Below are 11,269 nucleotides of genomic sequence, written 5' to 3' on the forward strand. Positions count from 1 at the left end.
CACTAAATCAGTAAGTTGGCAGCATCACCGTAGTCCCGAAGGTATTACCATTTAAACATTATCTATTTAAAAGGAAATAAATATGAATGCTGTATTAAGTGTTCAGGGCTCTGCTGTCCCTGAAAAAACCAAACCATCTTTTATGTCCCGCGTTTTCAATAAAAAGAAAGCCCTGAAAGCCGCTAAAGTTGCGCTGCCGGTTGCTGCTGTGGCGGCGTTCTTCCCGGATGCTGCGATGGCCACCACCACGGCAACCGACCTGATGAAGTCCGGGGATGCGACCGTTAAAGGCACGTTTGGTAAGCAGTCCAGCGTCGTCAAATGGGTGGTTCTGGCAGAAGTTGTCGCCGGCGGCATCATGTACATGATGACCAAAAACGTGAAGTTCCTGTTTGGCTTCGCGATTATTTCCACCTTTATCACCATCGGTATGTCGGTCGCCGGTTACTGACAGGAAGCACGTGATGACGGGAGACGAATTAAAGCGATACCGTTTCCCGGAAACACTGACTAACCAGTCCCGCTGGTTTGGCTTATATCTCGATGAACTTATCCCGGCCGTGATTTGTCTCGGCTGGGGTTTCTGGACCAGCAAGTTCATTTTTGGTATGGCTGCAGCGGCACTGGTTTTCTGGGGTATCAAGAAACTGAAAAAAGGGCGGGGCAGTTCCTGGCTACGCGACCTGATTTACTGGTATCTGCCAACCTCCCTTCTTAAAGGTTTCTTTCATGATGTTCCGGACTCCTGTTTCCGGCAGTGGATTAAATAAATCAACGGGGAAATAACATATGGAACATGGTGCCAGACAAAATACCACCCGCGTTATCGCTGTGGGATTTATCAGTCTGGGGACACTCCTGACCCTCAGTCTTGCGACCAATATTATCCAGGGCATAAATAATTACCGTCTGCAGACGGAACAGAAAGTGGCGGTGACACCGATGTTATTCCGAGCCCCCTTTGCGGTGTCTCAGAACCAGGCTGACGCCTCTTATATTGAGCAGCTGGGCCTGTCCTTTGTTGCCCTGCGTCTGAATGTCACGCCGGAAACGGTTGATGCCCAGCATCAGCAGCTTCTCCGGTATGTATTACCCGCTGCGCAGAACAGCCTAAAGGTCCAGCTGGCTGAAGATGCGAAACGCATTAAAGACAATAACGTTAATGCCACCTTTTATATGACCTCGATCCGTGCGTGGCCGGCAGAGAACCGCGTGGATATCCGGGGTGAGCTGAAAACGTGGATTGGGGATTCCAAACCCTACAGTGAAATTAAAAGTTATGTCATTCAGTTCAGTCGTGTCGATGGTGTCAGCTGGCTGGCGCGTTTTGGAGAAATAAATAATGAAAAAAATTAACCCGTTATTTATTTCAGGCTGTCTGCTGTTGGTCGCCCCCGCGATGTCAGCGACCCTTAGCGGAACGCTGGCGCCGACAGTGGTTCCCCTGACCAATGGCGGTCAGGCAAATATTGCCGTGAGTAACACCGATCCGAATCTGTTCACAGTACCTGGAGATCGCATCACGGCGATAAACAGCCTGGACGGCGGTCTGACAAACCAGGAGCAGACCGACAGCGGCGGCGCCATTCTGGCGACCGTCAGTAAAAAACCATTCACCTTCATTGTGGAAACCGAACGCGGACTGAACTTCTCCATTCGTGCCGTGCCCCGTGCGGGCTCAGGCCGGACAATTCAGCTGGTCAGCGAGCTGGCAGGGACACCCGGTCCGGCAAAAGCCTGGGAGGAGTCGAACCCCTATGAATCGTTACTGGTTTCGCTGAATCGCGCCGTGCGCCAGGGCAGCGTACCCGATGAGTATCAGTCTGTCCCCGTCACTTCTGAAGTGCTGCAGGTGCCGGCTGGTCTGCGCGCCACTGCCGATCGGGTCTGGGTCGGTCATCACCTGAAAGTTGTCCGTTACAGTCTGGACAATGTCTCCCTGTCGGCCCGTATGGTTCGTGAAAGCGATTTCTGGCAGCCCGGAACACGTGCCGTCATGTTCAGTACCCCGGCAGGCCTGCTGACTGCCGGTGGTCGCATGCAGATCTGGGTCACGACGTCAGATGAAGGAGTGGAGCGCTGATGGCCAACTTCAACACGCTGATCAAACGTAAGCAATATATCTGGCTGGGACTCATTCTGGCGGGCGGCGCGGCAGCCGTCGGAGGCGGGCTGTATCTGTCAGATCTGAACATGAGCTCTGATGAGGAAGCCCCGGCTCAGGGCGAACCCGCACCGGATATGACCGGGGTGGTCGACAGCAGCTTCAACAGTAAGGTGGAGCAGCACGCGACAACAGAAATGCAGGCGACTGCCGCTGATCTCAACAAGCGTTTTGACTCCCTGCAGGGGGAAGTGGACCTACTGAGTAAGGCGCGAAGCGCTGACCAGATACGTATCGACAAACTCAGCAGTGACAATGAAGCCATGCAGAATCAGCTGAAGGCGCTGGGCGTGAAACCGGCTGTCTCTGGTGGCGAGCCCGCGCCGACTCCTCCGTCACCGCCACCCGGTCCGGAAGGGGAGCCGCAGCCAGCCAGTTATCCGCCGCAAACCGGCGCCGCGGTACCGCCTCCGACGGCATTCTATCCGGGGAATGGTATGACACCGCCGCCGCAGGTCAGCTACCAGTCTGTACCGGTACCAAACCAGATACAGCGTAAAACGTTCAGTTATGACAAAGGAAAGAAAGCGAAGTCATTGCCGTACATTCCGTCGGGGAGCTTTGCAAAAAGCATGCTTATCGAGGGGGCAGATGCCAACGCGTCTGTTACCGGGAATGAATCCACTGTACCGATGCAGCTGCGTATCACCGGTCGCGTGGAAATGCCAAACAGCAAAACCTATGACCTGACCGGCTGCTTTGTGGGGCTTGAAGCCTGGGGTGATGTATCGAGTGAGCGCGCCATTGTCCGTACCCGTAATATCAGCTGTATCAAAGGTGATAAAACCATCGATCAGCCCATTAACGGCCACGTTTCCTTTATGGGGAAAAACGGGGTTAAGGGAGAGGTGGTGATGCGTAACGGAAAAATCCTCGGCTGGGCATGGGGGGCCGGTTTTGTTGACGGGATTGGCCAGGGCATGGAACGCGCTTCACAGCCGGCAGTTGGCCTGGGGGCAACCGCATCTGTTGGCGCCGGTGATGTTCTGAAAATGGGTGTCGGCGGTGGTGCATCTAAAGCTGCGCAGACGCTGAGCGAGTACTACATCAAAAGGGCTGAGCAGTATCACCCGGTCATTCCGATTGGTGCCGGTAACGAAGTGACTGTCGTGTTCCAGGATGGATTTCAGCTGAAAACCATCGAAGAGCTGGAAGCGGAAAAGAACGGGCAACAGCAGGCTCAGAATCAGGAGGCGGAGCCGGCACCGCAGGCTGATGCACATCATCAGTCAGGCGGCGGTATGAACGGATTCAATACTGACGAGATGCTGAAGAAGCTGGGCAAACTTGATCCGCGTGAGTTCTCTCCGGGCGCAGCGCCGCAGGGGGAAAATAATGGCTAAGTCTCTCATTACTGCTGTTCTGTCAGTACTGCGCTGGGCTCACTGGCTGGTTAAGTGTGCGGTGGTGTATCCGCTGGCCATGATGATGTTACTGGTTGTTCTGGTGTTCCGGACGGGACCGTACACGTTCGGCCAGACGCTGGTGAAAACCGTAGAGTCCGTGCAGCAGGAGGGATATGTCATTCAGGACTGCACGGGGCCGAAAGAACTCAATAGTGATGCGGTGAACGCACCACTGCCTCCGCTTTTACAGGAAGACTGCACCACCGTCATTACAGATGCAGCAGGGTATGCAGCCTATATCGACCAGAGCTATACGCATAATATTCTCTGGCTCTGGCTGCTGATGGCGGTGGTGTTTACCGGGATCGCTGTGGTTTTCCGTCGGACTCCTGTCCGCAGGGGGATCATACGGAAAAACGGTGTTGTCGTCGGAGAGTCTGTTTTGGGTTCTTCAGGGCTGATTCTAGCCCGATCTGATGTCAGCCAGATTAAGCGTGTTTACGATGAAATGAGTCCGGGTGAAGGGGATAAATTTGTTCGGACGATTAAGGAAAATACCCAAATCAGGATGAACCTGAAGAAATAACCGATAAATAGCGAGAAATATCATGAAGGAATTAATGCTGTTAATTCCTCTGGGCAGCGCTTTGCTCTTAACCGGGTGTGCGGGCACAGAGACCGAATTTCAATGTAATGCCACGACGTCGGATACCTGTATGACGATGGAACAGGCAAATGAAAAAGCTAAGCTGAAAGAGGAACGCAGTGACGCAAAGCCGGCTGCGGCCGGATTGCCACGACTGGCTGACGGAAATTTCAGAACGACGTCGCCAAACTCATATCCGCTGCCGCCACAGCCAGTAATTAATCCAGGGCGTAATACAGCGCCATCTGTGACGGTGAGTAATAAACCCGGGTTCCTGAATACGGTACCGGTCAATTATGATGACGTCCTGAGAACACGGACTGCTCCGGTATATATCAGGCCAGTTAGTCTTAGTACTTATACTTCTCCGGCGACAATTCCGGGTAATTATCCCCGACCATTAAGAAACGGGGAGGAGACAACGTCATTGTGGATAGCGCCGTATGTGGATGCAGATGATGTATATCACCAGCCGGCAACGGTTCTTTTTGTCGTAAAACCATCGGCGTGGGGACAACCTCGCCTTAATTGATTTACAGCGCCATTACTGGCGCTGCAGTAAGTTTTCATTTCTGAATTAAAACGAGTGCCCTCTGCGTTGAAAGGGATGGGCGGTAGCGTGTGAAATGAACGTCGGTAACGAAAAATGAAAGGATTTGAAAAATGACTGACTCAATGAAATATCTATGGCTGCTTTTGCGCGAGGATTCGTCATATATTTTTATGTTGATGCTGGTTATTGTCACTACCGTAGTAATGTCTTTCTTTTTGCAGAGGTTGTTTGTGTCCTGGTGGGGTAAGTCAATCATTCTGATAATGTGTATTGTCGTCGCGATTACAGAAGTTTTTGGCTTTCTTGAGCCTGAGTCAACATACAAACAGATTCAAACCAGAAAACAGGATGTCATCTATACGCTGAAAAACTGCAGAATCTCCGCATTTGAAGCGCAGCAGGCAGGGTTTCTGGCTAAAGCAAAAGATGCCTGGTCTTGCCCGGATGGCGTAACACGGTATATGGATGTGAGATACAGAGATAAGGCAGAGATTAATAAACTCAGTACGGAGGGTAAGTAACGTTATGGATGAATTATTCAAATGGCTGCTTGCTCTGGCTTCTTTATTTTTAGTATATCTCTTTCTCTTTACTTCCAGTAATGACCCTGTACCAGAGGCGCTCGCGCACCACTGGACTCATGACTGCCGGTTGCTTGAGACTAATATTGATAAAGGGTTTTTCTCTCCTGCGCAAAATCGACTTCAGTGTGGTGATGTTATTGAAAATGTCAGCAAGGCTGATTATGACAGAGCGATAAGTGGCGATAAGCAAACAACTCTCGCAGAGACAATGAAAGAAATATTCATTCGTTAATATATAAACAGAGGCAATAAAGTATGCATGCCTTTATTTTTCTGGTGCTGATGACGCCGAGTAGTGGCGGTGGGATTTGGGATATTACTCCCATGCCTAATACAGATGTCTGCATAAAAATGCTACGGGTACTCGAAGCACGTGGAGGCAGAGGTTACGGAAGTAATACAGGAGAGTGCATTGAAATTAAAACACGCGAGCCTTTGAACAGCGTGATGGAAACATTGAGTGAGGGTGGGTAAATGGCTGAATCTCTGTTAAGTTTTGATAGTGATGGTTATGTACGACTGTTTTTTGCAATGGCAATCATTATCTGTGGTTACGGCTATGTAATTATGGGTGTTTTTATAAGAGATGCGCTTGCCTATATTTTAATGTTGTTTGGGCTTACAGGTCTCAGTGCTTTATTTTCTTTCATGGTGTTCATGGATAAAAACATGTGGGCCGGTTCTCCTGATTTGACGCTGTCAGTAATAACGGGATTTTTTACAGCCACAGTGATCTTTTATATGTTTTATGTCTTGATTTATTCCTTTGATCAGATGGGGGCAGGTGAATAGTAAGACCGATGGTCAGTATTAACAATCTCACGTTATTTGAAAGTATGCAGCATAAGGAATAAGAAAGTGAAAACGTACTATATACTTGGACATAACGTTGCATGGCTTAACGGTATATGCCTGATTCTTTTTGTTATTGGTGTGGTCGGTGCGCTGGCAATGGTTGCCATCCCTGAAAAATTCAATCTTGGAGTTAACAGAGGTGATACATTCATATACTGTGCACTTATAGCGGTGGTTGGGTTTTGCGGGATGTTCGTTATCTCCATTCACTCATTTTCGATGGATGAACTTGAAGCAGGTAGACACTGGAAAAACGACTGCAAGACACTTGAAGTAAACATACCGACAGGCGCTTTTACCAGCCCTGTTAATAAACTGGACTGTGATGGCATCATCATTAATGTGCCAGGTGAGCGGTATTATGCGTATATCCATCAGTGGGAATTATACCAGGCGAATAAAAAATGAAAGTAAACGTCGCGAGCGCGGTTAAAAACATTGTTAACTGGGCCTTTCCACTCTTTTTTTTGGGGTGGTCTGCTGTATCTTGTTTACGATGATTACAGAGATAACGGTACAGCGACTGAAGAACAGTTATTAATGATTTCTCATGCAATACCCTGTGCCGGTGAGGATTTTCGAACGGCACTCCGTAATAGCCAGGGACCATTAACCCTTCGCGATGCGAAGAAAATTGCCGCTAAATGTAACGAGAAATATAAACAACTTAACTCACTGAACGCTATAAGCAAATAATCAGAGGATGGATATGATGCTGTTTTTTAGAAAGTATGGATTTTTGTTTATCCCTCCAGTCTACTGGCTCATCTATCTGGGAGCTAGGCTGACTTACAATGGACTGGCAGGAGAGTATTCTCCTGATTTCTTTCAGGGTATTCGACATGAAGGCATCTATATTATCTGTAGTTTGTGTATCTTTTATTTTTTCTGCTTAGAGGTGGAAGTTAGTGATGGGGAGTTCTCAGCGAACATTCTGTTCCTGATTGTTTTCTTTCATGTGGTTTTATTATTTATCACTCTGCTTATTTGTTTGTGGCAAGGGGCGATGTTGTTGGATGCGATCTTTATGGGTCAGATTATTGCCTCCATGTGTTTATTGTTTTTCATTCCTGTGCTTTCCATTATAAGAAGGAGTTTCTAGTGCGGCTATGAATATTCTTCTTGCCATTTATTACCCTTGTTGTTTTGAAATGCTTTTAAAGGAACGACCGCATGAGTAATAACATCATTGATACCGTCACCCAGGCTGTGAATTCACTCGTATCAGCACTGAAGCTGCCCGACGAATCCGCTAAAGCCAATGACACGCTGGGCAGCATGAATTTCCCCCAGTTCAGCCGTATTCTGCCCTATAAGGATTATGATTCCGCGACCGGTCTGTTTATTAATAACAAAACCGTCGGTTTTATGTTTGAGGCGCGTCCTTTACCCGGTGCGGATAAAAGTATCGTCGCCACACTGGAGCATTTACTGCGCAGCAAACTTCCCCGGGGCGTCCCGGTCAGTTTTCATCTGGTCTCCAGCAAACTGGTCGGCAATGATATCGACTATGGTCTGCGTGAATTCCGCTGGAGTGGTAAACAGGCTAAGAAGTTTAACGCCATTACCCAGGCCTACTACCTCCGGGCAGCGGAGACGAAGTTCCCCCTGCCTCCTGATCTGGATTTGCCCCTCACGCTGCGTAACTACCGCGTGTACATCTCCTGCTGCGTACCCAGGAAGAAGAACTCCACCACGCAAATTGTCGAGATGGAGAACCAGATAAAAATCCTGCGGGCGTCACTGGGCGGTGCCTATATTCCGACGCGTATCCTTGATGCGTCCGGGCTGGTCGAACTGATGCGTGAGCTGATAAACCCGGACCCGCACGAAATGTACCGCGTACCGTATAAGCTGGACCCCTATCAGGATCTGAACTATCAGTGTGTCGATGACAGCTTTGATATGCAGGTCACCGCTGGTCATCTGAAAATTGGCCGCCTGGGGCGCGACGGGAAAGAGTGCGTGACCCGGGTGACGAGCTACCATCTGGAGAGTGATCCGGAAATGGCCTTCCTCTGGACCGCTGCGGACAACTACGCCAACCTGCTTAACCCGGAGCTCTCCATTTCCTGCCCCTTTGTCATCACGCTGACGCTGATGGTGGAGGACCAGGTGAAGACCCAGAACGAAGCCAACCTGAAGTTCATGGACGTGGAGAAGAAAAGCAAAACCTCCTACGCGAAGTACTTTCCGAACGTGATAAAGGAAATGCAGGAGTGGGGCGATATCCGCCAGCGACTGTCGACCAACCAGACCTCCCTGGTGTCCTATTTCTTTAATATCACCACGTACACCGCAGACAGCACAGAGGCCTCTCTCGCCGCTGAACAGCAGGTGCTCAACAGCTACCGTAAAGGCGGTTTCCAGCTTATCCCGGCCCGCTACCATCACCTGCGTAACTTTCTGGCCATGATGCCGTTCAAGTGTGGTGAGGGTCTGTTTAAAGAGCTGCAGGCGGCAGGCGTGGTTAAGCGGGCGGAGACGTTCCAGGTGGCTAACCTCCTGCCGATCGTCGCTGACAGCCCGCTGGCGCCGGCGGGACTCCTGGCGCCCACCTACCGAAACCAGCTGGCGTTCATCGACCTGTTCTACGAGGGAATGAACAATACCAATTTCAACATGGCGGTCTGCGGGACGTCCGGGGCGGGTAAAACCGGTCTGATTCAGCCCCTCATTCGCAGTGTGCTCGACTCCGGCGGGTTTGCCTGGGTGTTCGATATGGGCGATGGCTATAAGTCCCTGTGTGAAAACATGGGGGGCGTATATCTCGATGGCGATACCCTCAAGTTTAACCCATTCGCCAACGTGCTGGATGATGCTCACTTCGACATGTCAGCAGAACGTATACGCGATCAGATGTCGGTGATGGCCAGTCCGAACGGCAACCTCGATGAAGTCCATGAAGGCCTGCTTCTGCAGGCAGTTCAGGCGGCCTGGTTAAGCAAACGTAATCAGGCACGCGTTGATGACGTAGTGCAGTTTTTACAGGACGCGAAGGACAGCGATGAATATGCTGATTCCCCGACAATCCGGGGCCGTCTGGACGAGATGATAATCCTGCTCGATCAGTACACGGTGAATGGGATCTACGGGGACTATTTCAACTCAGATAAACCAACACTCCACGATGATGCCCGGATGGTGGTACTGGAACTCGGTGGCCTGGAGTCGAGGCCCTCTCTGCTTATCGCTGTGATGTTTTCATTGATTATTTACATCGAGAACAGGATGTATCAGTCACCGCGTGGCCTGAAAAAACTGAACGTCATCGATGAAGGATGGAAGCTCCTTGATTTCAAGAATGAAAAAGTGGGGCAGTTTATCGAGAAAGGCTACCGTACCGCGCGTCGACATACCGGCGCATACATCACCATCACGCAGAACATCGTCGACTTCGACTCCCCGACCGCCTCCAGCGCCGCACGTGCAGCGTGGGGGAACTCATCGTACAAGGCCATTCTGAAGCAGTCAGCGAAGGAATTTGCCAAGTATAACCAGCTGTACCCGGATCAGTTCAGCAAGCTGGAGAAAGACATGATTAACGGCTTCGGTTCGGCCAAAGAGCAGTGGTTCTCCTCTTTTATGCTGCAGGTGGAAGCGAACTGCTCCTGGCACCGCCTGTTCGTCGACCCGCTCAGCCGGGCGATGTACTCCTCCAAAGGCCCGGATTTTGAGTACATGCAAGCACGCCGGCAGGAGGGGGTCGATATCCACGATGCGGTATACGGACTGGCGTGCCGCAACTTTAAAGACGAAATGGCTGAGCTTGAATCCCGAATACCGGTGAATGACATGGAGGATAAACAGTGATGAAAAACAACACCGAACAACCGGTCAGTACGACCTCTCATACCTTTCGCCGGATATCTGTCATCGTTGCTCTCGTGCTTTTCGCCCTGGCAACCAGCGCGTTTCTCTCACGCGTGGTTCTGGAGTACTCCACGCCGCGAGTGGTGGCTTTTGATATGAAGAAGACGCTCGACAGCTTTATGGACAGTGTCAGTCAGAAGCAGCTGACAGAAGCGCAGTCAAAAGCGCTCTCTGACCGGTTTAACGACGCGCTGGAGAAGAGTCTGGCGGAGTATCAGCAGCAGCATCATGTGGTCATTCTGGTTTCACCTGCCGTGGTTCAGGGCGCGCCCGATGTGACCCGCAACATCCAGCACGACATTGCCCGCCGGATGAAAGGAGAACAGTAATGATACGACTGAAAGACTGTCTGCTCGCCGCCTGCCTGGTATCGCCGCTGACTCAGGCGGCTGATCTCGGTACCTGGGGGGATTTATGGCCCGTCCGGGAGCAGGACATGCTGCAGCTCATCACGCAGCGTCTGCAGTCACTGCAATCCTCTGGCCAGTGGGACCAGACGATGGATGCGTTTAAGCAGCGGGTTATCGAGAACAGTCAGCGCCCGGCACCGGTGGAGGGCATTAAGCGTGCGGAGAAATACGAGCAGCGCTGGTTTGATCCCAGCATCCGCCTGACCGAAGACCTGAAGGACAATGAGGGGCGGGTGTTTGCCCGCAAGGGCGATGTGGTGAACCCGCTTAAAACCGTACCGTTTGTCCAGACCCTGTACTTCATCAATGGAGACGATGCCGACCAGCTGGCCTGGATGAAGCGTCAGGTGCCGGAAACCCTGATGAGCAAAATTATCCTGGTGCGTGGCAGTATCCCGGACACCTCCGCAGCGCTGGACAGCCGGATCTATTTCGACCAGAACGGCGTACTGAGCAAGCGATTTGGCCTGACGGCGGTCCCGGCGCGGATCACGCCGGCGCCATCCGGTGAACGCCTGAATATTGAGACCTTCCCTGTAAAATAAGGATGTTTCTGTGAAAACCCTGACGCTTTTCCTGAGTGCCCTGATGTTGTGGGGGTACAGCCTCAGTGCGGCTGCTGATCCCTCCTGTGAGGGCCGGTTTGTTAACCCGATCACCGATGTGTGCTGGCGCTGCATCTTCCCCCTGTCGCTCGGCAGCGTGCAGGTTGGTAAAGGCGATCTGCCTGATACCAGCAATCCGGGTAGTCCCCTGCAGCTGTGTCCGGCGCCGCCACCGATTTTTGTTCGACCCGGCCTCGCCCTCCGGGGCGGGGGGGGGGGGGGGGGCGGGGGGG

General features: G+C 51.4%; 16 protein-coding genes and 1 pseudogene. All 17 read left to right on the forward strand.

Annotated features, from left to right (window positions below):
- Nucleotides 1–82: 82 nt before the first annotated feature.
- A complete protein-coding gene (traA, locus tag HMPREF9538_RS06210) occupies nucleotides 83–451 on the forward strand; it encodes a type IV conjugative transfer system pilin TraA (RefSeq protein WP_004178060.1) in 369 nt (122 codons plus the stop codon).
- A 13-nt stretch (nucleotides 452–464) separates the two neighbouring features.
- Nucleotides 465–770: a type IV conjugative transfer system protein TraL gene (gene traL / locus HMPREF9538_RS06205; RefSeq protein WP_004178059.1), complete on the forward strand. Its 306-nt coding sequence runs from the start codon at nucleotides 465–467 to the stop codon at nucleotides 768–770.
- Between the two features lie 19 nt (nucleotides 771–789).
- On the forward strand, nucleotides 790–1,356 hold the full coding sequence (gene traE, locus HMPREF9538_RS06200) for a type IV conjugative transfer system protein TraE (protein ID WP_004152602.1): 567 nt from the start codon (nucleotides 790–792) through the stop codon (nucleotides 1,354–1,356).
- Entirely contained in the window at nucleotides 1,343–2,083 is a 741-nt protein-coding gene (traK, locus tag HMPREF9538_RS06195) for a type-F conjugative transfer system secretin TraK (RefSeq protein WP_004152601.1), read from the forward strand. The genes traE and traK overlap by 14 nt, the downstream gene beginning before the upstream one ends.
- A complete protein-coding gene (gene traB / locus HMPREF9538_RS06190; RefSeq protein ID WP_004152600.1) occupies nucleotides 2,083–3,507 on the forward strand; it encodes an F-type conjugal transfer pilus assembly protein TraB in 1,425 nt (474 codons plus the stop codon). The genes traK and traB overlap by 1 nt, the downstream gene beginning before the upstream one ends.
- Complete coding sequence (gene traP / locus HMPREF9538_RS06185; RefSeq protein WP_004152599.1) at nucleotides 3,500–4,096, forward strand: conjugal transfer pilus-stabilizing protein TraP; 597 nt, start codon at nucleotides 3,500–3,502, stop codon at nucleotides 4,094–4,096. Before traB ends, traP begins: the two co-directional genes overlap by 8 nt.
- A 22-nt stretch (nucleotides 4,097–4,118) precedes the next feature.
- Nucleotides 4,119–4,688, forward strand: coding sequence for a type IV conjugative transfer system lipoprotein TraV (traV, locus tag HMPREF9538_RS06180; RefSeq protein WP_004152598.1), 570 nt, complete (start codon nucleotides 4,119–4,121; stop codon nucleotides 4,686–4,688).
- Nucleotides 4,689–4,819: 131 nt separating this feature from the next.
- Nucleotides 4,820–5,230 carry a lipase chaperone gene (locus HMPREF9538_RS06175; protein ID WP_004152597.1) on the forward strand — a complete coding sequence of 137 codons (411 nt, stop codon included), beginning with the start codon at nucleotides 4,820–4,822 and terminating at the stop codon, nucleotides 5,228–5,230.
- A 4-nt stretch (nucleotides 5,231–5,234) separates the two neighbouring features.
- A complete protein-coding gene (locus tag HMPREF9538_RS06170) occupies nucleotides 5,235–5,525 on the forward strand; it encodes a hypothetical protein (protein ID WP_004152596.1) in 291 nt (96 codons plus the stop codon).
- Between the two features lie 23 nt (nucleotides 5,526–5,548).
- On the forward strand, nucleotides 5,549–5,767 hold the full coding sequence (locus HMPREF9538_RS06165) for a hypothetical protein (protein ID WP_004171484.1): 219 nt from the start codon (nucleotides 5,549–5,551) through the stop codon (nucleotides 5,765–5,767).
- The gene (locus HMPREF9538_RS06160; protein ID WP_004152595.1) at nucleotides 5,768–6,085 is read left to right on the forward strand and encodes a hypothetical protein; all 318 of its coding nucleotides are present in this window, start codon (nucleotides 5,768–5,770) and stop codon (nucleotides 6,083–6,085) included.
- Between the two features lie 66 nt (nucleotides 6,086–6,151).
- Nucleotides 6,152–6,556, forward strand: coding sequence for a hypothetical protein (locus HMPREF9538_RS06155; protein ID WP_004152594.1), 405 nt, complete (start codon nucleotides 6,152–6,154; stop codon nucleotides 6,554–6,556).
- A 295-nt stretch (nucleotides 6,557–6,851) separates the two neighbouring features.
- Nucleotides 6,852–7,250 carry a hypothetical protein gene (locus HMPREF9538_RS06150; protein WP_004153071.1) on the forward strand — a complete coding sequence of 133 codons (399 nt, stop codon included), beginning with the start codon at nucleotides 6,852–6,854 and terminating at the stop codon, nucleotides 7,248–7,250.
- Between the two features lie 71 nt (nucleotides 7,251–7,321).
- Entirely contained in the window at nucleotides 7,322–9,961 is a 2,640-nt protein-coding gene (traC, locus tag HMPREF9538_RS06145; protein WP_004152592.1) for a type IV secretion system protein TraC, read from the forward strand.
- Nucleotides 9,961–10,350 carry a type-F conjugative transfer system protein TrbI gene (trbI, locus tag HMPREF9538_RS06140; protein ID WP_004152591.1) on the forward strand — a complete coding sequence of 130 codons (390 nt, stop codon included), beginning with the start codon at nucleotides 9,961–9,963 and terminating at the stop codon, nucleotides 10,348–10,350. The genes traC and trbI overlap by 1 nt, the downstream gene beginning before the upstream one ends.
- Nucleotides 10,350–10,976 (forward strand): type-F conjugative transfer system protein TraW, encoded by a 627-nt coding sequence (gene traW / locus HMPREF9538_RS06135; protein WP_004152590.1) that lies wholly within the window; start codon nucleotides 10,350–10,352, stop codon nucleotides 10,974–10,976. The genes trbI and traW overlap by 1 nt, the downstream gene beginning before the upstream one ends.
- 43 nt (nucleotides 10,977–11,019) lie before the next feature.
- Nucleotides 11,020–11,269: pseudogene (locus HMPREF9538_RS06130) on the forward strand (TraU family protein); the annotation flags it as partial.

Origin of the sequence: Klebsiella sp. MS 92-3 (assembly GCF_000195655.1) — a bacterium.
Lineage (GTDB): Bacteria > Pseudomonadota > Gammaproteobacteria > Enterobacterales > Enterobacteriaceae > Klebsiella > Klebsiella pneumoniae.